The organism is Kribbella capetownensis (genome assembly GCF_004331485.1).
In the GTDB taxonomy this organism is placed as follows: Bacteria; Actinomycetota; Actinomycetes; order Propionibacteriales; family Kribbellaceae; genus Kribbella; species Kribbella capetownensis.
In genome coordinates this window covers 299,048-321,977 of the sequence record NZ_SJKD01000005.1, presented here as the reverse complement: position 1 = coordinate 321,977, position 22,930 = coordinate 299,048, and the positions used below count along the sequence as shown (strand labels likewise).

The 22,930-nt window shown below is 68.7% G+C and carries 19 protein-coding genes; 6 read left to right on the top strand and 13 right to left on the bottom strand.

The features are described 5' to 3' along the window. Window positions 1-69: 69 nt before the first annotated feature. Window positions 70-828: a YaaA family protein gene (locus E0H75_RS23140; RefSeq protein ID WP_238163217.1), complete on the bottom strand. Its 759-nt coding sequence runs from the start codon at window positions 826-828 to the stop codon at window positions 70-72. Next, window positions 828-1,772: an aldo/keto reductase gene (locus E0H75_RS23135; RefSeq protein WP_131515725.1), complete on the bottom strand. Its 945-nt coding sequence runs from the start codon at window positions 1,770-1,772 to the stop codon at window positions 828-830. The genes E0H75_RS23140 and E0H75_RS23135 overlap by 1 nt, the downstream gene beginning before the upstream one ends. Window positions 1,773-1,885: 113 nt before the next feature. On the opposite strand from E0H75_RS23135, the gene pepN reads away from it, so the two are divergent. The 3 genes from pepN to E0H75_RS23120 all read left to right on the top strand — a co-directional run bounded on the left by pepN (window position 1,886) and on the right by E0H75_RS23120 (window position 6,492). Then, entirely contained in the window at window positions 1,886-4,342 is a 2,457-nt protein-coding gene (pepN, locus tag E0H75_RS23130; RefSeq protein WP_131515724.1) for an aminopeptidase N, read from the top strand. Between the two features lie 188 nt (window positions 4,343-4,530). Beyond that, window positions 4,531-5,874: a septation protein SepH gene (gene sepH / locus E0H75_RS23125; protein ID WP_131515723.1), complete on the top strand. Its 1,344-nt coding sequence runs from the start codon at window positions 4,531-4,533 to the stop codon at window positions 5,872-5,874. A 204-nt stretch (window positions 5,875-6,078) separates the two neighbouring features. Continuing rightward, window positions 6,079-6,492: a hypothetical protein gene (locus tag E0H75_RS23120; RefSeq protein WP_131515722.1), complete on the top strand. Its 414-nt coding sequence runs from the start codon at window positions 6,079-6,081 to the stop codon at window positions 6,490-6,492. Window positions 6,493-6,876: 384 nt separating this feature from the next. On the opposite strand, the gene E0H75_RS23110 is transcribed toward E0H75_RS23120, so the two are convergent. After that, window positions 6,877-7,260, bottom strand: coding sequence for a winged helix-turn-helix transcriptional regulator (locus tag E0H75_RS23110; RefSeq protein WP_131515721.1), 384 nt, complete (start codon window positions 7,258-7,260; stop codon window positions 6,877-6,879). A gap of 90 nt (window positions 7,261-7,350) precedes the next feature. Here E0H75_RS23110 and E0H75_RS23105 point away from each other — a divergent pair, with 90 nt between their 5' ends. Next, window positions 7,351-8,169, top strand: a complete 819-nt coding sequence (locus E0H75_RS23105) for an NAD(P)H-binding protein (RefSeq protein WP_131515720.1) — start codon at window positions 7,351-7,353, stop codon at window positions 8,167-8,169. Here the strand turns inward: E0H75_RS23105 and E0H75_RS23100 are convergent. From E0H75_RS23100 to E0H75_RS23090, 3 genes are all read right to left on the bottom strand, one after another. Next, window positions 8,162-8,488 carry a TetR-like C-terminal domain-containing protein gene (locus E0H75_RS23100; RefSeq protein WP_272948923.1) on the bottom strand — a complete coding sequence of 109 codons (327 nt, stop codon included), beginning with the start codon at window positions 8,486-8,488 and terminating at the stop codon, window positions 8,162-8,164. The genes E0H75_RS23105 and E0H75_RS23100 overlap by 8 nt on opposite strands. A gap of 290 nt (window positions 8,489-8,778) precedes the next feature. Then, a complete protein-coding gene (locus tag E0H75_RS23095; protein ID WP_202873130.1) occupies window positions 8,779-9,756 on the bottom strand; it encodes a quinone oxidoreductase family protein in 978 nt (325 codons plus the stop codon). A 39-nt stretch (window positions 9,757-9,795) separates the two neighbouring features. Further along, on the bottom strand, window positions 9,796-10,668 hold the full coding sequence (locus tag E0H75_RS23090; protein WP_131515718.1) for a helix-turn-helix transcriptional regulator: 873 nt from the start codon (window positions 10,666-10,668) through the stop codon (window positions 9,796-9,798). 130 nt (window positions 10,669-10,798) lie between these two features. Here E0H75_RS23090 and E0H75_RS23085 point away from each other — a divergent pair, with 130 nt between their 5' ends. Together E0H75_RS23085 and E0H75_RS23080 are read left to right on the top strand one after the other, a co-directional pair. Continuing rightward, window positions 10,799-14,617 (top strand): discoidin domain-containing protein, encoded by a 3,819-nt coding sequence (locus E0H75_RS23085; RefSeq protein WP_165553969.1) that lies wholly within the window; start codon window positions 10,799-10,801, stop codon window positions 14,615-14,617. Between the two features lie 7 nt (window positions 14,618-14,624). Beyond that, window positions 14,625-15,713: a Gfo/Idh/MocA family protein gene (locus tag E0H75_RS23080; protein ID WP_131515717.1), complete on the top strand. Its 1,089-nt coding sequence runs from the start codon at window positions 14,625-14,627 to the stop codon at window positions 15,711-15,713. Here the strand turns inward: E0H75_RS23080 and E0H75_RS23075 are convergent. The 7 genes from E0H75_RS23075 to E0H75_RS23045 are packed head-to-tail and all read right to left on the bottom strand — an operon-like array spanning window position 15,710 to window position 22,928. Further along, window positions 15,710-16,267, bottom strand: a complete 558-nt coding sequence (locus E0H75_RS23075; protein ID WP_131515716.1) for a GNAT family N-acetyltransferase — start codon at window positions 16,265-16,267, stop codon at window positions 15,710-15,712. The genes E0H75_RS23080 and E0H75_RS23075 overlap by 4 nt on opposite strands. Further along, window positions 16,264-17,544 (bottom strand): ROK family transcriptional regulator, encoded by a 1,281-nt coding sequence (locus E0H75_RS23070; RefSeq protein ID WP_131515715.1) that lies wholly within the window; start codon window positions 17,542-17,544, stop codon window positions 16,264-16,266. Before E0H75_RS23070 ends, E0H75_RS23075 begins: the two co-directional genes overlap by 4 nt. A 56-nt stretch (window positions 17,545-17,600) precedes the next feature. Further along, on the bottom strand, window positions 17,601-18,866 hold the full coding sequence (locus E0H75_RS23065) for an enolase C-terminal domain-like protein (RefSeq protein ID WP_131515714.1): 1,266 nt from the start codon (window positions 18,864-18,866) through the stop codon (window positions 17,601-17,603). Beyond that, window positions 18,867-19,742 (bottom strand): NAD-dependent epimerase/dehydratase family protein, encoded by an 876-nt coding sequence (locus E0H75_RS23060; protein ID WP_238163216.1) that lies wholly within the window; start codon window positions 19,740-19,742, stop codon window positions 18,867-18,869. Then, window positions 19,739-20,620: a carbohydrate ABC transporter permease gene (locus E0H75_RS23055; protein ID WP_131515713.1), complete on the bottom strand. Its 882-nt coding sequence runs from the start codon at window positions 20,618-20,620 to the stop codon at window positions 19,739-19,741. Before E0H75_RS23055 ends, E0H75_RS23060 begins: the two co-directional genes overlap by 4 nt. Then, window positions 20,617-21,543: a carbohydrate ABC transporter permease gene (locus E0H75_RS23050; protein WP_131515712.1), complete on the bottom strand. Its 927-nt coding sequence runs from the start codon at window positions 21,541-21,543 to the stop codon at window positions 20,617-20,619. Before E0H75_RS23050 ends, E0H75_RS23055 begins: the two co-directional genes overlap by 4 nt. Window positions 21,544-21,545: 2 nt before the next feature. Continuing rightward, window positions 21,546-22,928, bottom strand: coding sequence for an ABC transporter substrate-binding protein (locus tag E0H75_RS23045; RefSeq protein ID WP_131515711.1), 1,383 nt, complete (start codon window positions 22,926-22,928; stop codon window positions 21,546-21,548). Window positions 22,929-22,930 lie beyond the last annotated feature (2 nt).

Here is a 22,930-nt window from a genome sequence, read left to right as displayed (position 1 = left end):
GCCCTCAGCCTTCCCCGATCACAGGCGGTAAGAAACCACTCACCGGTGAAGGCCGTGTGAACGGTCCGGTCAGTCGTGCTCCACGACAGTGAGTGTCCAGCCGGGGCCGGTGCGATCGAGTTCGGCGTTCCAGCGTTCGCTGACCAACTTGTGCAAGGACTTCGGGGTCCCGGGATCCTTGCCGGACTCGAGCAGATGCCGCGCGACGAGGCCGCGCGTGTGCTTGGCCATGTGCGAGACGACCGTGCGTACGCCGTCGCGTTCACGGACGACGTTCACCGAGACCCACTTGGCTGCCTGGTCACCGCTCGGGCGCCACGCGGCGACGTACGTCGAGGAGCGGCAGTCGACGATCACACCGCCGCTTTCTGACAGCGCGGCCGCGAGCGGATCGCGCCACACCGACGCCAGCGGTCCGTGACCGGGCAGCGTCGTACCCATCGAGAGCCGGTACGGCGGTACGCGGTCGGCCGGCCGCAACACGCCCCACGCGGCGGACACCACGAGCAGGCGGCTGCCGGCACGGCGCTTGGTGCCGGCGGACATGCTCGCGTAGCCGAGTGCGTCGTACAGGACCCCGGAGTACAGCTCGGACACTGGCACGGCCGGTTCGGTGCGCCAGCGGGTGTTGCGGTCGACCTCGGCTTGCAGCGAGGCGCCGACGTCCAGAACGTCGTACGCGTCGGATGAGGCAGACACCTTCGCCAACGTCTCCAGGACCTGCTCGCGGATCGGGTTCAGCTCCGGGAACGACAGCGTCGAGAAGTCGACGGCGCGACCGCGGGACCGTCCGGTCTTGCCCTCGGACGGCGGCAGCAGAATCAGCATCAGGTCAGCTCGTCCAGCGCGGCCAGGTCGGCTGCGGTCGGGTCCCACGACCCGGCCGCGACGTTCTGCGCGATCTGCTCCGGCGTGGTGGCGCCGGCGATCACCGACGCGACCGCGGGCTGGGCCGCGAGGCCGCCGATCGCTACGTCGATCATGGTCAGGTCGCGCTCGGCCGCGAACGTCTCCAGCGCCTCGATCTTGTCGAAGTCGGCGTTGGCCAGACGGTCCGGCTGGGTCGCCAGCCGCGTCCCGGCAGGCGCCTCCTCACCGCGCTTGTACTTGCCGGTGAGCAGGCCGGAAGAGAGCGGGAAGAACGGCAGTACGCCGATGCCGAGGTGCTCGCACGCGGGCACCAGTTCGTCCTCGACCTCGCGCTCGAGCAACGAGTACCTGTTCTGGGCGCTGATGAAGTGCTCGAGGCCGGACGTCCGGGCCGCCCAGTCGGCGTCGACCACCTGCCAGCCGGCGAACTGGGAGCTGCCGATGTACCGGACCTTGCCCTCGGCAACGAGCTCGGACAGCGCCGCGAGGGTCTCCTCGATCGGGGTGACCTCGTCCGGGAAGTGCAGCTGGTAGAGGTCGATCCAGTCGGTACCCAGCCGCTGCAGGCTCGACTCGACCGCCTTGCGGATGTACCGACGGGACGCGCGGACACCCCAGTCCGGGCCGTTCACCCCGTGCATGTCGCCGCCGAACTTGGTCGCGATCACCACCTCGTCGCGCCGGCCGCCGAGCGCCTTGCCGAGCAACTCCTCGCTGGAACCGTGCTCGCCCTGGTAGACGTCGGCCGTGTCGAACAAGGTGATGCCGGCGTCCACAGCGGCGTTCACCACCACGTCCGTCCGGGTCGCATCCAGCCGCCGTCCGAAGTTGTTGCACCCCAGCCCGACCACGCTCACAGTCAGCCCCGAGTCACCCAGCTGCCGGTACTCCATCTCGCTCATCCACGTCCTCCGCTGCGCTCCAGACGCGTCTGAGCGTCTTCACTGCTGTGTTGAATGATGAACTCGCTCCGCTCCTTCATGGCCCAGCCTAGCCACGGCATACAGTGGCCCTCATGCCGAGTCTCACCGTGGACGGCGCCCGCACTCGGGCCGCCGCACTCTCCGTCCAGTCGTACGACGTGGACCTCGACCTCACCCAGGGCGAGCGCACGTTCGGGTCCACCACCACGATCAAGTTCACCGCGTCGGATCAGACGACGTGGCTGGACGTGAAACCCGACGAGCTGTTGTCGGTGACGCTGAACGGCGCACCGGTCGACGTCGCCGGGCTGGACGACGGACGGCTCGAGCTCACCGGCCTGCAGCCGGCCAACGAGCTCGTCGTCGCAGCGTCGATGGCGTACTCCCACGACGGTGAGGGACTGCACCGTGCGGTCGATGCCGCCGACGGTCTCGTCTACACCTACGCGATGTCCTTCCTGGACGCCGCGCCGCGCATCTTCGCGTGCTTCGACCAGCCCGACCTCAAGGCGCCGTACCGGATGAAGGTCACCGCGCCGCCGGAGTGGCTGGTGCTCGGCAACGGAGCAGCGACGCAGGTCTCCCCCGGTCGTTGGGAGCTGACCGAGACGCTGCCGCTGTCGACGTACTTCGTCACCGTCGTGGCCGGGCCGTACCACCAGCGGACCGACTCCCACGACGGGATCGCCATGAGCGTGGTCTCGCGGCAGTCGCTGAAGGAGGCGCTGGACCGCGAGGCCGAGGACATCTTCCGGGTCACCAAGCAGGCCTTCGACGAGTACCACCGGATGTTCGGCTACCGGTACCCGTTCGGCGAGTACCACCAGGCCTTCGTGCCGGAGTTCAACGCCGGCGCGATGGAGAACCCGGGCTGCGTGACGTTCCGCGACTCGATGGTGTTCCGGTCCGCGGCGACCGACGCCGAGCGCAGCCAGCGGGCCCGGACGATCGTGCACGAGATGGCGCACCAGTGGTTCGGCGACACCGTCACGATGCAATGGTGGAACGACCTGTGGCTGAACGAGTCGTTCGCCGAGTACATGGCGCACCGGGTGTCGACCGCCGCGACCGACTACCAGGACAATTGGATCGACTTCGCCTTCATCCGGAAGTGGTGGGGCCTGCAGGCCGATCAGCGCTCCTCGACGCACCCGGTCGCGGCCGACGCGGTGAAGGACGCGCTGGCCTCCCTCGACGACTTCGACGGCATCTCGTACGCCAAGGGCGCGGCTGTGCTGAAGCAGCTCGCCGCCTACCTCGGTGACGACGTCTTCCTGGCCGGCGTCAAGGCGCACATCGTCGCGAACGAGTTCGCCAACGCGACGTTCGCCGACCTGCTCGCGAAGTGGACCGAAGCCGGCGCCGTCGACCTCGACACGTGGGCGCAGAACTGGCTCCGTACGCCGGGCCTCGATACGATCAGCGCCGTCCGCACCGAGACCGGCATCAAGCTGCGCCGCGTCGCGCCGGCCGCACACCCGGCAACACGACCGCACAAGCTGACCGTCGGTGGGTACGACGCCGGCGGCCGCGCGACCACGGTCGACGTACTGCTGGACGCGGACGAGGTCGACGTACCGCTCGACTCTTCGGCCGCGGTGGTGATCCCGGACGCGGGCGACGACAGCTGGGCGAAGATCCGGCTCGACGCGGACAGCCTGGCGAACCTGGCGACGGTGCTGCCGAAGATCGAGAGCGGGGTGACCCGGGCCGTCGTACTGAACAGCATCCGGGACGCGGTCGCGGACGCCGAGCTCGACCCGAAGCTTGGCTTCGAGGTGCTGCTCAGCATGCTGCCCGGCGAGACCAGCGACATCGCGGTCTCGTCGATCGTCGGCTGGGCGCAAAGCCGGCTGCTCGGCATCTATCTGCCGTACGAGCCGTATCGCGGCCGGCTGGCCGACGTACTGGCCGAGCGGTTGCGGTCGGCGCCGGTGGGCAGCAGCCTGCAGCTCGCGGCGGCCCGCGGCCTGGTCAAGCTGACCGACGACGTGAACCTGCTGCAGGGCTGGCTGAGCGGCAGCGACGTACCCGAAGGACTCCCGGTCGATGCCGAGCTGCGCTGGATGGTGACGCTGCAACTGGCCCGCCTCGGTGCGATCGGCGATGCCGACATCGACGCCGAGCTCGCCCGCGACAACACCTCCGAGGGTGTCGTGCACGCGACCGAGTGCCGGGCCGCGCTGCCGACGCCGGAGGCCAAGGAGCGGGCCTGGGCGATCATCATGGCCGACGCCGACGTCGCGAACTACGAGCTGTACGCCGCCGGGACGGGCTTCTGGCACCCGGCGCAGGCCGAGCTCACCGCGCCGTACGTCGACCGGTTCTTCGCCGAGATCGCCGGCACCGCCAAGTTCCGTTCCGGCTGGGTGATCGCGAGCAGCGCGCACACGTCGTTCCCGCGGTACGCGATCGACGAGCGGGTGGTCCGGCTGGCCGGTGAACTGGCCGCCGACGATTCGGTCGCGGCCGGAATCCAGCGTGCCGTCGGCGACGACGCCGACGACATCAAGCGCGCTCTGGCGGTCCGTTCGGCGTTCGGTGACTGAGTTCTGAGTCGCGGTCACACCGTGTTGTGACTACTGTGACTGGTGTGATCACAAGGACCCTTGTGAGCAGGCAAGATGTGATTTCGTGACAGAACCTCCACAATGACCGGGCGGCACGGCGCGCCGGTCTTGGTCAGGCAGCACGTCACGGGAGAGACTGTCGAGAACCGCACAGGAGAACAAAGGCAATGCGCGAGGCGAGGCTCGTCGGTCTGAGCCAGGATGGCAAGCAACTCATCCTGGCGCTGGCAGAGACGGGTGAGGAGTTCGCCGTTCCGGTCGACGACCGGTTGCGTGCGGCCCTGCGCGGCGACCGTGCCCGACTCGGCCAGCTGGAGATTCAAATGGAGAGCGCGCTGCGCCCACGAGACATCCAGGCTCGTATCCGCGCCGGCGAAAGTCCCGAGGCGGTCGCGGCCGTCGCCCAGATGCCGATGGAACGCGTGATGGCGTTCGCCGGCCCGGTCCTGGCCGAGCGGGACCACATCGCGAGCCTCGCGCAGCGCGCCTCTGTCCGTCGCCGTGGCGGTGCCGACGCCCCGACCCGCAACCTGGGTGCCTGGGTCACCGAGCGGCTCCGCACCCGCCAGGTCGACCCGGCGTCGGCCGAGTGGGATGCCTGGCGGCGCGACGACGGCCGGTGGGCGGTCCGGGTCTCCTACTTCGTCGCGGCCGAGGACGCGGAGGAGCAGAAGGAAGAGAAGATCGCGATGTTCGCGTACGACGCTCCTGGTCGGTACGCGGTCCCGGACGACGACGAGGCCCGCTGGCTGGTGGGTGAGCAGGCGCAGGTGATGCTGCCGCCGCCGGTCCAGCCCGCGCACCAGCCGGGCGAGCGCCGGCTGAGCGCCGTGGCCGACATCGACCTGTCCATCGCGCCCGACCATGGAGCCGACAGCTACGAGGCCGGCTTCGAGGACACCGTCAGCCTGCCGCGGCGAAACCAGCCGGTTTCCCGGGAGGCAAGCCACGACAGTCACGCCACGCGCGACGCCGAGCGTGGTCCTCGCCGGGTGCATTCGGTGCCGGACCCGGACGAGGAGCCGACGCTGATCGACGTACCGGTCGAGCAGCCGCCGACCCTGCGTCCGGCTGTGCGTGCCGTCGAGCGTCCGACCCAGCTCCCGGCCGAGGCCGCCTCCATGGCTCCGCCCGAGGAGCGTGCCGCCGCGCGCGAGAACCCGTTCACCGAACGCCGCGCTACCCCAGATCGCACTCCCCCAGCTCCGGTGCGCCAGGCACCCGAGTCTCGCCCCGCCGAGCGCCCGGCTGGTCGCACTGCGCCGGTCGAGCGTTCTGCGCCGGAGCCTACTGAGCCGACGCCGCCTCCGGTCGAGGAAACCGCGCCCATGCAGCCGGCCACCACCGAGCCGCCCGCAGCGCCTGCGGCCTCCGCAGCCGCTGCCGACGTCGAGCCCGCGGCGAAGGAAGAAGCTCCGGCCGAGCCGAAGAAGAAGCCGGCCCGCCGCAACGCCAAGCGCGCCAGCGTCCCGAGCTGGGACGAGATCATGTTCGGCAAGAAGGCCGACTGATCCTGGCGAACGCCTGACACATCACGGACTGTTGTCCCAGATGGCGGATGGTGTTTGGCAGGGTGTGCGCGCTCTGCCATGATCTTCGGCATGTTGCTGCTGTGTTGTTGCTGTTGTCGCTGACGCGCGCCGTCTCCGGCGCACGAGGCCCTGCCCCTTTCCGTGGCCCGCCCGCCGACACCAGCACTCACAGGATCTCTGCTCATGAATCTCCCGGATTTCGCCGACCTGCTCGCATCCCGCGGCCTCCGGCTGCTGCCCGGCTCCCACGCCGTCCCGGTCGAGCTGCTCGTTCAGTTGCCTGACGCAACGATCGCCCGGTTCACCGCGCGCGGTACGACGCTCCGCCTGACCCGCTTCTCCCCCGACGCGCTCACCGCGATCACGATCGCCGCCGAGTGCGGTTGCGGCGACCACCACCCGCAGTCCGGCCCGGCCCGCGTCACCCTGAGCAGGTACGCCGTACCGCTCGACGAGCACACCCTCGACGGCGAACTCCTCTTCGGCTGGCAGCACCACGAAGCCGGCCTGCTCCGGCTACCCGACGCCGCCACCCACTTCTTCACCCTCCTGGCCCACGCCGCCACTCCCACCCGAGAACTCGTCGGCGTCGCCTGACCCTCCGGATGTCGAGAATGCGGTGCCGGCTCCGTCCCTGGTACATCAGCGGCCAGAACGGGCCGCACGACGGAGAGGGAATCACCGTGACGGTTCAGCGGATGGACAATGTCGGCATCGTCTGCGACGACCTCGACGCCGCGGTCGCGTTCTTCGAAGTCTCGGCCTGGAGGTGTAAGGCAGAGCGCAGATCGAAGGCCCCTGGGCCGACCACACCATCGGTGCGAGACCGCACAACCCGCCGCACAACACGGTGGGCACGCATCGCATCATGTTCACCGTCGACGAGTACGAGGACATCTACCGACTTTGCTACATCCGCGGCCCCGAGGGCATCCAGTCGTCGGACTGGCCCAGCAACTCGGCTGACGCAGCCGGTGCGGGTCAGGGGCGGCGGTGGGGTGGTTCGTGGGTGTCGTAGTGGGCGCGGGACTGTTCGACCTTCGCGAGGTTCGGGGACCATTCGGCCAGCGAGTGGAACAGTGGGGCGAGGCTGCGGCCGAGGTCGGTGATCTCGTACTCGACCCGTGGCGGCACCTCCGGGTAGTACGTGCGTTGCACCAGACCGTCGCGTTCGAGTTGACGCAGTCGCTGGGTGAGGACCTTCGGCGTGATCACCCCGATCCGCCGCTCGAGTTCGACGAACCGCTGCCGCCCGTACTCGTTCAGCGTCCACAGGATCGGCGTCGTCCACCGGCTGAAGACCAGATCGACCACCGGCGCGATCGGGCACGCCTGCACCGGCTCCACCGCTGTGTGCTCGCTCACAAACTCGCCCTCCAGCCAGTACTTTCCTCTAGGTACCTACTATCCCACAGCAAGTAGCGTCCTCGTCAGTCAACCGGACGAGGAGCGAACATGATCGTGATCACCGGAGCCACCGGCAACGTCGGCCGCCCGCTAGTCCGAGCACTCACCGAAGCCGGCGAGCAGGTGACCGCCGTGGCCCGCGGCATCACCGACGTACCTGCGGGGATACGCCGGCACCAGGCCGACCTGGCCGAGCCGGAGAGCCTGAAGCCCGCGCTCGAAGGTGCGCAGGCGATCTTCCTGCTCACCTCCGGCGACTTCGTGACGCGGGGAAACCTCGCAGACGTCGTACAGGTCGTACGGGGGGCCGGCGTCGAGCGGATCGTCCTGCTGTCGTCGCAAGGCGTCGGCACCCAGCGCCACCCGTCGTACCTGGAAGACGCCGTCATCCAGTCGGGCCTGGAGTGGACCATGCTGCGACCGGGCAACTTCAGCTCCAACGCATTCCAGTGGGCCGAGTCGGTCCGCACCGAGCGCACGGTCTCCGCACCCTTCGGCGACGTGGCCCTGCCTGCCGTCGACCCCGACGACATCGCCGAGGTCGCCGCAGTCGCCCTCCGCGAGCCCGGCCACGCGGGTGCTATCTACACCCTGACCGGACCTGTCGCGGTCTCCCCCAGTGACCAAGCCGCCGCCATCGGAGACGCTCTGGGTGAGCCGGTCCGATTCGTCGAGCTCAGCCGGGCTGAAGCGCGAACCCGGATGCTCGGCTACATGCCCGAGCAGATCGCCGAGAGCACCCTCGACATTCTCGGTACGCCGTCCGCCGCCGAGCAGCACGTGAGCCCGGACGTCGAGAAGGTGCTCGGCCGGCCAGCAGGGACCTTCGCGGAGTGGGCCGCCCGCAACGTCGAGGCTTTCAGGTAACTCGTACGAGCGGCAGGAAGACGTCGTCGACCAGCGAGGTCAGCGTCGACTCGGCGACCGGCTCGCGGGTGAACAGCATCCCGTGCCGCAGCAGATTGGTCGGCGCGGTGAGCACCCGGTCGGGAACATCTGCCGTCGGGATCTCACCGCGCGCCGCGGCCCGCCGCACGATCGTGACCATCACGCCGGTCATCCGGGTCGAGACCTCCGGATCCAGATCCGGAGCCTCGGCGAGCAACCCGTGGACGATGTCAGCTGCAGGACGGCGAGCACATCGCCACGCAGGCTCCCGGTGTCGGGGATGTCCTCGAGGATCGATCCGGCCTGTTTCGCACGCGATCGTTCGCCGCGTCGACCGCCCTGCTCTTCCTGACCGGCTTCGCCCTGTACGGCGCCTTCCGCGATCTGGAGCCGCAGCAGATCCCGCACGGCAGCAGCACGACCCGGATCATGCAGCAGCTAGGCGGTGCTTTCGGTGCTGCGACCTTGGCCGTGGTCCTGCGGAGCAACCTGATCGGACACCCGACGGCGACCGCCTACGCGACCAGCTTCTGGTGGGCCATCGCGTTCACTGCTGTTGCCGCCGTACCTGCGCTCTCCTGCCGGCTGTCAGGCGGTGACTCGAAGCAGAAGTTTGCCGGTGGTCGTGCCGGACTCGATCCGCCGGTGCACGTCAGCCGCATCCTGCAACGCCAGGGTCTCGGTCCTGACCTCGAGCTGACCGCGGGCAGCGGCTTCGACGGCCCGCCGCAACCCGGCGCCGGCCGCAGCCGGGTTCGCGGCGGCGAACGCGGCAAGGTTGAAGCCGGAGACCGTCTTGTTGGTGAACCACAGCTCGTTGGCCGAAATCCCGACGTCGTCCGCGCCGGATGCGTTGCCCATCACGACCAAGCGGCCCATCGGCGCCAGCCGATCCAGACTCGTCCGGCGACTCGCACCACCGACCATGTCGACAACAACGTCAAACTCTCCCGCGTCAGCCACGTCATCGCGCACGATCACCTCGTCATAGCCGAACGCCTTGGCGGCCGCGATCTTCTCCGGCCGACCGACGGTCCCGACGATCCGGCCCGCTCCGAGCAGACGGGCCGCCTGGCCGAGCTGACTGCCCACACCACCAGCCGCGGCGTGCACCAGAACGCTCTCGCCCGGTTCGATCCGCGCCACCCGGTCCAGCACCAGGAACGCCGTCGTACTGTTCAAGGGCAACGCGGCCGCCAGCTCCAGGCCGAGTCCGTAGTCATCCAGCGGTACGACGAGCTCGGCCGCGGTGGTGACGACCTCGGCGTACCCGCCGCTGTCGACAATCGTCAGCGCCGCGACCGGCTGCCCGACCGACAGCCCTTCGACACCGGGACCGAGGGCCCGGATCCGGCCGGACACCTCGATGCCGGGCACGAACGGCAGCGGGACGTCCACGACGCCCTGCCGGTAGAGGACCTCCGCGAAGTTGGCACCCGCGTAGGCGACGTCGATCGCGACCTGTCCGGCCGCCGGGACCGGGATCGGGACGGTGGCCAGGCGCAGTACGTCGGCAGGGCCGAAGGAGGGGATGGTGACTGCGGTCATCTGCGTGTTCTCGCTCATGGCAACGATCCTGCGAGCCAGGCGGACGAACAGGCAGTGTCAGTTCATGGTGGGTGTGTCACCACCAGGCTGCGACGCCATCAGCCGTTCGAGCCGCTCCTCGGTGTCGGTGCCCGGACGTGGGTTGTGCAGGATCAGGTGATGGCCCGGATGTTCGAGCACCGGGAACATCGTCGCGTCGAACACGAGCAGCCCTGCCTCGGGATGCGCCACGGCCTTCACCGCGTTGAGGTGCTCGGCCGCGTCGTGCCGCGCCCACAGTTCGGCGAACTCCGGGCTGACCGCGGCGAGGTCGGCCGCGATCCGGTCGAACTCCGGGTCGTCGGGATAGCGAGCCGCATCGGCGCGGAAGCCGGCCGCGACGTCGGGCGCGGCCTCGTGCCAGTGCTCGTGCAGTCCGCGGAAGCGGGCGTTGGTGAAGTACGAGACCAGGCAGTTGTGGTCGGTCTCGCCGTACCCGAAGACTCGGCGGGCGACGTCGTTGACGGCGGTGAAGTTCCAGTGCCGGTCGCGGATGTAGGCGGGGCGTGGTGACCAGGCGTCGAGCAGCCGCTGCATCTCGGGCGAGGCGGGCACCGTCGGGGCGGCCTCCCGCTGGGGTGGGTTCAGGCCGGCCAGGCGGTAGAGATGGGCGCGTTCGACATCGTCGAGCAGCAGCACTCGAGCGACCGAGTCGAGGACTTCTTCGGAGACCTTGATATCGCGACCCTGCTCCAGCCAGGTGTACCAGGACACCCCGACCCCGGCGAGGACAGCGACCTCCTCGCGGCGCAGACCGGGCGTACGTCGATTCCCGGCCGCGGGCAGTCCGACCTGCGATGGTGTCAGCCGTTCCCGACGGCTGCGCAGGTACTCACGGAGTTCGGTCTGCCGGCGGCTGCGCGCCGCGCCTCCACGCTGATCCGTCCCCACCCGGGCAACGCTACCGGAAGCCCCTTTCCGGAGCCGGATGCTGGGCTCTTGAATAAGTAACACGCTTGGTTTAACTTATCCGCGCAGCTGCTCTCGCGTGTACTCCGGCCCGCCACCTGGAGGTTTCAGCATGTCCAGACGCCTGCTCGCGTGGGTCTTTCCCGCCGTGCTGCTCGCCAGCGTCATCGCCGTACCGGCAGCCCAGGCCGCCACCATGTATCCGAGCGGCGTCGGCGCCGATCTCGGACCGACCCCGACCACGCTCGGCGTGAAGCCCGCCGCCGGCGACGACCCTGCCGGGTTGCGTACCGGCACCGAGCAGGGCCGCACGTACTGGCAGACCAACCAGGCTGCCGGCACCGGCTACCTGGAGTTCGACGTCGACCGTGACTACGTCGACGAGATCGGCACCGACGACGTCCTGGTGACGGCGACCTATCTCGACAGCGGCTCCGGCACCCTCGAGCTCCAGTACGACGCCGCCACGAACCCGCAGGCCGACGCGACCGACGTCCAGCTGACGAACACGGGTCAGTGGCGGACCGGCACGTTCGAGCTCACCGGCATCGGCTTCACCGACCGCCTCGGCGACGCCGACGTTCGCCTGTTCGGCAGCGCCGACATCACCATCTCGAGCCTCCGGATCAGTACGGCGGGAGCCTCGGTGCAGCTCGGAGCGTCGCCGATCCAGTCCGGCATCAGCCCGCGCGCCGGCGACCGGCCGGAGACCCTGGTCACCGGTGTGCAGGACGGCCGCGCGTACTGGCAGACCGACCACTCAGCGCCGTCGCCGGGCACGAACTTCTTCTACATGAACGTCGCCGACACCTACCTGTACGACAACCACAGCCTGGTGCTGATCAGCGTCGACTACTTCGACGCCGGCAACGGGCAGTTCGGCCTGCACTACGACTCCCCCGGCGAGACGATCCCGGAGAAGTTCAAGAACTCCGAGGTGGTCCAGTACGGCGACACCAAGACCTGGAAGACGCACACGTTCGCGCTCCCCGATGCGGTGATGACGAACCGCTCGAACGGCGGCGACTTCCGCATCCACAACGGCGACGGGTCGGTCGACCTCAAGGTCGCAGCCGTCCGCGTTGCCAAGGTCGCGACCACCCTCGATGTCACCGAGGGCCTGCTCGACCTGATCGACGAGTCGGCGCGGGTCGAGAAGGCTGCCCGAGAAGGCACGCGCGACGGTCAGTTCCCGGTCGGCAGTCGTGCGACCTTCCGTACGGCGATCGACGCAGCCCGCGCCGTCGCGGCCACTCCCGGCGTCACCGACGTCCAGGTGAAAGAAGCGCTGCAGACGCTGCAGTCGAAGCTCGACGCCTTCACCGCTTCGGTGGTCGACACCAACTTCGCACCCGACGGCCGGGCCACAGCGAGTAGTGGCAGCGGAACTACGAACGTCAACGACGGCAACCACGACACCGCCTGGACCAGCGGCCAAGGCGACTCGTGGCTGCAGCTCGACCTCGGCAGGCCGCGACCGGTGAACGACGTACGGGTCGAATGGGCCGAGGCGTACTCCCCCGACTACACCGTCCAGGTCTCGAAGGACGGCCGGAAGTTCACCGACGTCGGACGCATCGGATCACCCGGCGGCAACCAGATCAGCCGGACTCGCTTCGCGACCACCACCGCGCGGTACGTCCGGGTCGCGATGACCGGCGCGGACTCGTTCACCGTCAAGGAACTCCAGCTCCGGCTGAGCCCGGTCGTCACCCCGAAGCCGCGGCTGGGGCAGACGACCAACCCGACCGAGGACGGCGTGATCGCCGACTTCGACGCCACCCAGTACGGCGCCGACCGCACCGGCCGGCATGACTCGACCAAGCCGATCCAGCAGGCCATCTACGCCTGCCAGGACGCGGGCGGCGGGACCGTCTGGCTGCCGGCCGGCCAGTACAAGGTCACCGACACCATCGAGGTGCACGCGTTCTGCGCCCTCCGCGGAGACCATGGCGACAAGCTCGGGATCGGGACTGTGATCGTCGCGGACCTTGCCCCGGGCAACGACGGGCCGAGCCTGTTCCGGATCGGCGGCAGCGCCGGCGTACTCGGCGTGACCACCTACTACCCGAACCAGAACGCCACCGACCCGGTCCCGTACAACTACACCTTCGAGATCCCCGGCGGCGCCTGGATCGGCAACGAGAACTACATGATGGCGACCGTCGCCGACGTCACGATGCTCAACTCGTACCGCGGGATCGGCATCAGCACGATGCCCAACGACCACGGCAACGCACCGAGTTCCGGCCAGGTGCACGAGTCCAGCACCATCCGCAACATCCGCGGCACCGCACTCTTCGAGGGAGCCCGCGCGTACAACGGCGCGGACGTCGGAACCTGGGAGAACGTTGCGTTCAGCAACTCCTTCTGGGCGGACGCACCGGCCGCCTACCACCCGCCGGCGCGGACGGCGCTGGATGCGTGGACGCGGGCCAACGGCACCGGTCTGGTCCTCGGCGACCTCGAGTGGGACCAGTTCCATCGGATCTCGCTCACCGACTACCACGTCGGCATCCACGTGGTCGCCGGTCAGCGGGCCCAGTTCACCGGCAGCTTCCTGCAGCCCGACGTACGCCGTACTGACATCGGCGTGCTGGTGGACGTGATGGACGACCGCTGGGGTATGACGCTGGCGGCGGGCCGGATCGAGGGCAGTGACCACGCGATCCAGAACAACTCGCGCGGCTACGTGAAGGTCAGCGGGACCACGCTCACCGGCGCGGTCGACGGCATCGTGCATCGGATGTCCGGCACGGCGCCGACGTACTCGCAGGAGCCACTGCCCAAGCCGAAGCAGTCCCTGTACGTCGTCGACGCGCCGCACGGGATCGGGTATCTGCCGGCCGCGGACGCGACGAGCGCCGTACAGAAGGTGCTCGACAAGGCTGGCCGGAACGGTGGCGGCATCGTCTACCTGCCTGCCGGGTGGTACCGGATCAGCACGCACCTCCAGGTCCCCGCGAAGGTCGAGTTGCGCGGTGCGTCCGCCGTACCGAACCGTGATCAGGGCGGCGCGAGTGGCGGGACGGTCCTCCAGGCCTTCGAGAAAGACACCGAGACCGCGCTGATCACGCTCCAGAACCGCGCGGGTGTGCGCGGGCTGCGGGTCTTCTATCCCGACAACAACCCGGGCAAGGCCGAGGGCGTCGTGCCCTACCCGTACGCCGTCCGCGGTCACGCCGGTGGGAACTACGTGATCAACGCCGGCTTCCCGAACGCCTGGAACGGGATCGATCTCGGTGGCGACGACGTCGTCGTCCGCAAGGTCGCCGGAGCCTTCTTCGACCACGCGATCGCGATCGGCCCCGGGAGCAACGGCCGGATCGAGGGCGTGCTGTCGAACGGGAACGCGGTCACCCGGGTCGGCTACCAGCAGCCGTACTGGATGAACGAGGGCAGCATCTTCGAACTCGTCATCGACAAGTACATGCGCAAGACCGCCAAGATCGTCACCGTCGACCGCGCCCGCGGCCTGACGCTGCTGAACGTGTTCGCGTACGGCTTCCACGACGGGCTGGTGGTGAACAGCGGTCAGGTGGACGCGTTCAACCTGGGCACCGACAACCTCGGCATCGACGGTCACACCGTCAAGGTGGTCAGCGGCGACGTCGAGGCCACCAACCTCGCTCGCTACAACGGCGCCACCCTGTCCGGGCCGGCCACGCTCCGCAACGTGATGGTGATCAACGTCGTCCAGCGCAGTATCAAGGTCCAGGCCAGTGGTCCGGGCACCGCGACGATCGCCGGAAACGAGTCCGAACCGGGTACCTACGAGGTCGGCGCGCAGGTCACAGTGACTGCTGCGCCAACATCGGATAGCGTTTTCCAGAACTGGACCGTCGACGGCGTGGTGGTCTCGACCGACGCGTCGTACACCTTCACCGTCGCCACGGACCAGGTACTGACCGCGAATTTCCAGGCCAAGTAGGAGCGAGATGGCTGACGCACAACATCAGGTCGCGATCGTGGGCTGCGGAATCATCGGCCGCACCCACGCGGACACCATCGCGGCACGGCCCGACGCGACCGTGACCGCCCTCGTGGACGTCGACGCCGACGCCCGGGAGGCGCTGGCGGCCCGGCTGAAGGAGGCGGGCCAGCCGGAGCCCCAGGTGTACGACGACCTGCCGGCGGCACTCAGCGGGTCGGAGGTCTCGCTGGTCGCGATCTGCACGCCGAGCGGCACGCATACCGAACTGGCCGAGCAGGCGCTGAACGACAAGAAGCACGTCGTGATCGAGAAGCCGCTCGACGTCGACCCGAGCCGGGCCCGCCGGTTCGGGGCGGCGGCCGCCCGGGCGGCGAGCCAGGGTGTGATCACCTCGGTGATCAGCCAGCATCGCTTCGACGCGGGCAGCGTGGTGGTCAAGGAGGCGATCGACTCCGGCCGCTTCGGCCAGCTCACGTCCTGCGTCGCAACGGTTGCCTGGTGGCGCAGCGACGAGTACTACGCCTCAGCGGATTGGCGTGGGACGTGGGCGCTGGACGGCGGCGGCGCGTTGATGAACCAGGGCGTGCACACGGTCGACCTGATGCTGTGGTTCATGGGCAGGCCGGTGCAGATCCAGGCGCAGGCGGTCCGGTCTACACACCATGCGATCGAGGTCGAGGACACCCTGGTCGCGACGCTGACCTTCGAGTCCGGTGCCATCGGCACCCTGCACGCGACCACCGCGGCCTTCCCAGGCGGCCGCACTCGCGTGTCGGTGCACGGCACCGAGGGGGGTGCCGAGGTGGAGGACGACCTGCTGCGGCGCCTCAACGTCGACGGCGTCAAGGACGACGCACCAGTCGACGCCGGTCCGCCCGGCGGCCACGAGGCGCAGTACGACGACATCCTGACGGCGATCGCGAACGGCGGACAGCCGGGGCTCACGGTCCAGGACGGGATCGAGGCACTCGCCGCGGTTCGCGCCGTCTACATCGCCTCGACCCTCCAGCGCCCGGTCAAATTCCTCGACGTCCTCGAAGGCCGCTACGACGACGTAGAGGTCTCCCGAGGAATCCGCCTCCCGCCGAACTAAGCGCCGGGCTCGCGGTCGTTCAGGATGCGTTGGTAGAGGTTGCAGTCCTGCCAGGCTCCGCCGGTGTGCAGGTACGTCGGGGCGAAGCCGATCTGCTCGAAGCCGGTGCGCAGAAGGACGCGCTGCGACGCGACGTTGTCCTTCCGTGTGCTGGCCGCGATCCGGTGCAGCCTGAGTTCGGTGTCGGCGATCTCCGCGACGGCGTCGACGGCGCGCGTGGCCAGGCCGCGGCCGACGGCCTCGATGGCGAGCCAGTATCCGATACTCGCGCTACGGAACGGACCGGGCACGACATCTTGCAGCGTGAACGAACCGACGACGCGGTCGTCCTCGATCAGCAGCCACGGTACGACCAGCCCGTTCTTGTAGCGCTCGAGCGTGCGGGTCAGCCGCTCGAGCTGACCGGCCGGAGTGAACCAGTTCTCCGGCCGGTCGGGTTCCCAGGGGCTGAGGTGGTCCCAGCTGCGGGTGTAGGCCTCGGCCAGCGCGGGAGCGTCGTCGAGGGAGGCGACGCGGAGCTCGACCTCAGGGGTCAGTTGGCGGGGCGAAATCACTTCGGCAGCCTACGTGCCTGACTCGATCCGCTGACCCGAGGGGTGAACGCGTCGTGGAAGATCGTCGACGCGGCACCGACCGCGGCCGCGTCGGTCTGCAGCATCGACTCCTCGACCGCGACCGGTCGGGTCTCCCGGGCCACCGGATGCGCGTTCACCGCGCGGCCGATCTCGGCCAGGAAGATCTCCGAGATCTCCTTGCCGAACGCCGGCCCGCCCAGCACGACCAGGTCGATGTCGAGCAGGTCGACCAGTCCGACCGCGCCCTGACCGACCACCCGCGCGACCTGGGTGACCGCCTTCCGGGCCGCCTCGTCGCCGTCGGCCGCCGCCTTGCACACCGCCTTGTACCGTTTGGCCTCATCGGTCGCGCTCGGGTCGCTCTCGACGTACCCGTACTCCGCCGCGATCACCGGCAACGATGCGGTCGGGTTGCACTCGGGCACCATCCGGGGACCGTTCTCCGCGTCCCACTCCCCCATCCGCAGCGCAGCGATCTGGCCGAACTCCCCGGCGTTCGCAGTACCGCCGCGGTAGATCGAGCCGTTCAGGATCAGGCCGCTGCCGACGCCGGTGCCGAGATAGAGGTAGGCGAAGTCGCGGGCCCGGGCCGAGCGACCGATCCAGCGTTCGCCGATGGCGGCCGCCGTACCGTCCTTCTCGACCAGGACCGGATGGTTGAGCTTCTGCTGCAGCAACTGGCGGATCTTCAGCCCGCGCCAGGCCGGCTGCAGCGGCAGCGCGAGCAGTGAACCGTCGGCATCGATCGGTCCGGGTACAGCGACGCCGACGCCGAGCATCGAGTCGAGGTCGACCTGGCTGATGCTCAGCGCCGCGGTCACGGTCGCTGCGGTCAGATCGACCAGCCGGCCGGCGTCCAGATCATCGGCGAGATCAACCGTCTCCCGACGCACGATCGTGCCGTCCAGGTCGACGACAGCGACCGTCAGCAACTCGGGATCGATGTGGATGCCGACCGCGTGGGCCGCGGTGGACCGCATCCGGACCGGCGTCCGCGGTTTGCCGAGCCGTTCGGCGCGCTCCTGCGCCTCCTCGACCAGCAGACCCTGCTGCAGCAGGATGCGCAGGATCCGCGACACCGACTGCTGGGTCAGACCGGTCCGGCGGGAGATCTCGGTCCGGCTGATGGTGCCGGCCAGCCGGATCGTCTCGATGATCACGGCCTCGTTGAAGGAGCCCAGGTCGTACTGGTTCGCGCCCGCGCGCCGCAGCTCCGTCAGCACCGCCTTCTCGCCCGATTGGTCATCCGTGCTCATCGCCCACCTCCCCGCCTGTCCCGACTAGCCGCGATCGTACTGCGCGTGAGCAGCTGTCACGGTGCTTCCAGCGCACCGTCGGGGCGCCGTACGCCGGCCGCCCACTCGTCGTGTCCGGACAGTTGCGCGGGATAACGTGCGGCGGCCTCGAGATCGATGTCGATCCCCCAGCCGGGCGCCTCGTTCGGCCGCAGCCAGCCGTCCACGATCCGCAGCGTGCCAGGGAACACCTCGTGGGTGGCGTCGTTGTAGAGGTGACCCTCTTGGATGCCGAAGGCAACAGAGCTGACGTCGAGGGCGACGTTCGCGGCGGCGCCGATCGGCGAGGTGTCGCCGGGGCCGTGCCACGCCGTACGGACACCGCACAGCTCGGCCAGGTCGGCCAGCTTCCGGGCCGGGGTCAGACCGCCGATGTCAGAGACGTGCGAGCGGATGAAGTCGACGCCGAGGTCGCGAACCAGCCGGACCGCGTCACCCATCGACGTGGTCAGCTCACCGACGGCCAGCGGCACCGGAGAGGCGGCGCGGACCTCGGGCAGCCGGTCCCAGTGCTCGGGCGGCAGCACGTCCTCGAGGAAGAACAGACCGTACGGCTCGAGCGACCTCGCCAGCAGCACGGCCTCCTTCGGCGTCAGCCGCGAGTGAACATCGTGCAGCAGTTCGATGTTGTCCGGCAGCGCCTGCCTCGCCTCGGCGAACAGCTCCGGCGTCGCGCGCAGGTAGTCTCGCGCCGACCAGCCGTTGTGGTACGGCGCGTCCGGGTAGAGCGTCGGCACTCGCGGAGCGCCGTACCCGCCGCCGCCCGGCGTCGACATCTGCAGCCGGATGTGCCGCCAGCCCTGAGCGACGAGCTTGTGCGCGTGCTCGAGCGTCTCCTCGATGGTGTGGCCGCTGGCGTGGATGTACGTGTCGGCCGCAGCCCGCACCTTGCCGCCGAGCAACTCGTAGACCGGCATCCCAGCGCGCTTCCCGGCGATGTCCCACAGGGCCTGGTCGATGCCGGAGATCGCGTTGTTCGTCACCGGACCACCCCGCCAGTAGCCACTGAACCCGGCCAGCCGGGTCAGGTCGCCGATGTCACCCGGGTAACGGCCGACCAGCAGCCGCGCCAGGTGTTCGTCGATGAACGTCTGCACCGCCTTCCACCGCTGGGTGAACGTCGCACAGCCGAGGCCGTACAGGCCCGGTTCGGTGGTGTCGATCTTGACCACCACCAGCGGGATGCCTTGCGGTGCGGTGACGATCGCCTGGACCGCACTGATCCGGACGTCGTCGCGTACGGGCCAGGGCTGGTCGAAGGTCGTCGGACTGTGCTGAGCCATCTAACGCTCCAAGGGAAGGGTCGGTAGGTCGAGTTCGTGCTGGGCCTGGAAGCCGAGCACGGTTCGCACAGCAGTCAGGTCGATCGGCACCTCGCGCCCGATGAACCGCCGCAGTCGCGGCACGTCCGGCGCGAAGGCGTCCAGCAAGGCTTCAGTCTCGTACGGCGCGTTCGTTGTGCCGGCGGCGACGAAGAACGTGTGCGCACCGGACAGCGGAACCGTCAGCCCCAGCTCGATCGAGTACGCCGCGTCGCGGGTGTCCAGGTAGCTCCAGGCCTCCCGGAATCCGCCGGCCGGGTCCTCCCGGGCGCGATCGGCCTGCCGCTGCAGCAGCTCGCCCGAGTTCACGTGCGGGAACCGGAACGCGACCACGTCGATCCCCCACCGCCGCCACGCCATCCGCGCGGTGTTCTCGTCGTTCTGCTTCGACAGCGAGTAGGGATCGGCGACGTCGGTCGCCATCTTCTCGTCCCACGGAAAGTACGCCGGCTTGATGTCGTGCGGGTTGAACGGCAGCCCGGTCGCGTTGATGCTGCTCGCGATCACGGCCCGCTTGATGCCGCGGGCCCCGGCCTGGGCGAGCACGTTGAACGTCGACACGACGTTGACGCTGTACACGTCGTACGGCGTACCTGCCGACGGGTGAGCCAGGGCCGCGAGGTGCACGACCAGGTCTGCGTCCTCCAGCGCCTGGGCCACGTCGGACTCGGAGCGGGTGTCACCGACCAGGACCCGGTCGGCCTTCAGCTCCGGATGTTCCCCGTTCGACAGAGTGGTCACCACCGCGCCGAGCGCCGTCAGGTGCTCGACCGTGACCAGCCCGATGCGACCGGTGGCCCCCGTCACTGCCACCCGCCGGCCGTTGAGTGCATTCACTCCTTGATCCCTCCCGACATCCCCACACCTCTCAGGAACTGCTTCTGGAACACCAAGAACAGCACCACCGGAATCAGCACCGCCAGGAAGAGCGCGCTCATCTGCAGTGAGATCTCCGTGGTCTCGGCCACCCGGGGCAGCGCCACCGAGATCGGTTGCAGGCGCGGATCCGGCAGCACGAGCAGCGGCCACAGGTAATCCTTCCAGGAGCCGATCACGGTCAGCAGGGCGACCACCCCGACGATCGGTTTCGACAACGGCAGCACCAGCGAGGTGAACAGCCGCAGGTTGCCCGCGCCGTCGATCCGCGCCGCCTCGATCAGTTCGCGCGGGATCGCGTCGAAGTACCGCTTCATCACCAGGATGTTGAACGCGCCGGCGGCCTGCGGCAGCCAGACCGCCCAGAAGGTGTTCTGCAGATTCACGCCCAGCAGGGGCATCTTGAGGATCGTCATGTACAGCGGGACCAGCGAGATGACGCCGGGCAGGAACAGCGTGGCCAGCACCGCGCCGGTGATGATCGGTCCCCACTTCGGCCGGAGCACGCTGAGCACGAAGGCGCCCGTCGTACAGACGAAGAGGGTGGAGATCATCGAGCCGATCGCGATGATCGCGGTGTTGCCCAGGTACGAGCCGATCTGGACCCGGTTCCAGGCGTCCGGGATGTTCTGCCACTGGATCCCGGACGGCCACAGCTGCATCGGGCCGCGCAGGATGTCCTGGCTGGTGGACAGGCCGGACTTGAGTAGCCACAGCAGCGGGCCGACCCCGGCGATCAGGACGCCGATGAACAGCAGCACCTGGATCGCGGGCAGGCCGTACTGGACCACCGACCGCTTGCGGTCCGCGGTCGAGATGATGCCGCGTTCGTGGCTCATGTGGTACTCCAGCGACGGGTCAGGAGGTGGTAGACGACCGACAGCACGCACAGCACCCCGGCCAGCAGCACGCTGAGCGCGGTGGCGGCACCGAAGTCGCCGTTGATGAACGCGTACCGGTAGATCAGCAGCAGGATCGTGGTGGTCGCGTTGTTCGGGCCGCCGCCGGTGAACAGGAACGGCTCGGTGAAGACCTGGAACGTGCCGATCAGCTGCAGCAGCATCATGATCAGGATGATGCCGCGGATCTGCGGCAGCGTGACGTGCCAGACCCGCTTCCAGATCCCGGCCCCGTCCAGCTCGGCCGCCTCGTACAGTTCGGTCCGTACGCCGGTCAGTGCGGCCAGATAGATGATCGACGTGGCACCGGCTCCGGCCCAGGTGGCCTCGAGCACGATCGCCGGCATCGCCAGGCTCTGCGAGTTCAGCCAGGCGAACGGCCCGAGACCGAACCAGCCGAGGATGGAGTTGAAGACGCCCACGCCGCTGGGGTCGTAGAAGAACTTCCACAACAGGATCGCCGCCACCGGCGGAACCACAGCCGGCAGGTAGGAGATCACGTTGTAGAGCCAGCCGGTCTTGCGCAGTTCGCTGATGAAGACCGCCAGGAACAACGGGACCGGGAAGCCGAAGATCAGCGCCAGCAGGCAGAAGTACAGCGTGTTCAGCGCTGCCTGCGGGAGCTGCGGGTCGGTCAGCACATAGCTGAAGTTGGCCATCCCGACCCACTCCGGCGGAGCGACCAGGTTGTTCTTCTGGAAGCTCAGCACCAGGCCGCGGACGATCGGGCCCCAGGAGAAGTACAGGAACGTCAGCACCAGGGGCACGGCGAAGATGACGCTGCTCAGTCCGCCGGAGCGGTACCAGGTGGCCAATGACCTGGCACTGCTCCGGCCGGACTTCGGCGTACGTAGCTGGAACATGGTTACCGGGCCAGACGCGCGTCGATCTTCGAGGCGGCGTCCGTCAGCAGTTTGTCGATGTCCGCGTCCTTCTTCGTCAGCACCTGCTGGACGACCGGGTCGAGCAGGGCGTAGACCTCCTGGCCCTTGTTCGACGGCTCCGGCAGCAGCTTCAGCGACTTGGTCGAGTCGATGTAGCCCTGGAACTGCTGCACCGGGACGTTCACGTACGGCTCACGCCACTTGTTGAACTGGTCGTAGGTCTCCTGGCTCAGCGGCGAGATGCCGGGGCGGCCGACGAAACCCTTGTCGGCGATCGTGGTCTTGGCGTCCGCGACCGCGACCGACTCGGTCGTGTACTTGTCGAACTGCTCGAACTTGATCCACTTCAGCGCCGCGACGATCTCGTTCTTGGACGCCTTCGGGTTGATCATCTTCAGCGAGCCGCCGGTCAGCGTGCCGTGCGGGCCGCCGTCCTGCGGGAGCGCGGCGTGACCGTAGTCGGCCGGCTTCATGCCGAAGTTCTTCACCGCCATGTCGTAGGCGTCCGGCGCCTGCAGGACCATGCCGATCTTGCCGGCCGCGAAGTCCTGCCGGATCTCCTCCTGGTTGTAGAGGAAGTTGCTGCCCATCGAGTTGTCGGACCAGCGCATGTCCTTGAGCAACTGCAGCGCCTTCTTGGTCGGCGCGTCGTTGAAGGTGGACTTCTTGCCGTCCTGGCTCTCGACCGTGCCGCCCATGCTGTAGGTCATCGTGGTCAGCATCCAGCCGCCGGTGTTGTCCTTGGTCAGCTGGGCGTAGCCGGCCTTGCCGGTCTTCTCGGTGATCTGCTTGGCGTACTGCCGGACCTCGTCCCATGACGTCGGCGGCTTGTCCGGGTCCAGGCCGGCCTGCGTGAACAGGGCCCGGTTGTAGGCCAGACCGACCGAGAAGACGTCGATCGGGACACCGTAGATCCGGCCCTTGTCGTCCTGGACGATCTTCAGCACGTTCGGGTTCAGGTCCTTGGTCAGGTCGACCAGCTTCAGCTCGTCGGTGATGTCCGGGAGCTGCTTGTTCGGGATCATGTTGGCCGGCTCGGTGAAGCTGATGTTCATCACCGTCGGGAGCGAACCGCCGGCGACCTGCGCCTGGAAGGTCTGCGCGTCCCACTTCGTCTCGGTCGACTTCACCGTGATGTTCGGGTGGGCGGTGGTGAAGTCCTTGATCTTCTTCTCGAAGGCCTTGATGTCGTTCGGCTTGTCGGGGGTCGGACGGTCCCCGATCGTGATGGTGACCGGCGCGTTCTCGTCGATCGCACCGGCCGCCGGGCCGGACGACGGCGTCGTACCGTCGGCGCAGCCCGCCACCGCGAGCACCAGCCCCGCCACGCCCAGGCCGGCGCTCCACCTGCTCACTCTCGTCATCG

Bases quoted from the DNA above. Each gene is read 5' to 3' on its own strand.
- E0H75_RS23140 (WP_238163217.1), bottom strand. From the start codon at position 828: ATGCTGATTCTGCTGCCGCCGTCCGAGGGCAAGACCGGACGGTCCCGC.
- E0H75_RS23135 (WP_131515725.1), bottom strand. From the start codon at position 1,772: ATGAGCGAGATGGAGTACCGGCAGCTGGGTGACTCGGGGCTGACTGTG.
- pepN (WP_131515724.1), top strand. From the start codon at position 1,886: ATGCCGAGTCTCACCGTGGACGGCGCCCGCACTCGGGCCGCCGCACTC.
- sepH (WP_131515723.1), top strand. From the start codon at position 4,531: ATGCGCGAGGCGAGGCTCGTCGGTCTGAGCCAGGATGGCAAGCAACTC.
- E0H75_RS23120 (WP_131515722.1), top strand. From the start codon at position 6,079: ATGAATCTCCCGGATTTCGCCGACCTGCTCGCATCCCGCGGCCTCCGG.
- E0H75_RS23105 (WP_131515720.1), top strand. From the start codon at position 7,351: ATGATCGTGATCACCGGAGCCACCGGCAACGTCGGCCGCCCGCTAGTC.
- E0H75_RS23095 (WP_202873130.1), bottom strand. From the start codon at position 9,756: ATGAGCGAGAACACGCAGATGACCGCAGTCACCATCCCCTCCTTCGGC.
- E0H75_RS23085 (WP_165553969.1), top strand. From the start codon at position 10,799: ATGTCCAGACGCCTGCTCGCGTGGGTCTTTCCCGCCGTGCTGCTCGCC.
- E0H75_RS23080 (WP_131515717.1), top strand. From the start codon at position 14,625: ATGGCTGACGCACAACATCAGGTCGCGATCGTGGGCTGCGGAATCATC.
- E0H75_RS23070 (WP_131515715.1), bottom strand. From the start codon at position 17,544: ATGAGCACGGATGACCAATCGGGCGAGAAGGCGGTGCTGACGGAGCTG.
- E0H75_RS23065 (WP_131515714.1), bottom strand. From the start codon at position 18,866: ATGGCTCAGCACAGTCCGACGACCTTCGACCAGCCCTGGCCCGTACGC.
- E0H75_RS23055 (WP_131515713.1), bottom strand. From the start codon at position 20,620: ATGAGCCACGAACGCGGCATCATCTCGACCGCGGACCGCAAGCGGTCG.
- E0H75_RS23050 (WP_131515712.1), bottom strand. From the start codon at position 21,543: ATGTTCCAGCTACGTACGCCGAAGTCCGGCCGGAGCAGTGCCAGGTCA.
- E0H75_RS23045 (WP_131515711.1), bottom strand. From the start codon at position 22,928: ATGACGAGAGTGAGCAGGTGGAGCGCCGGCCTGGGCGTGGCGGGGCTG.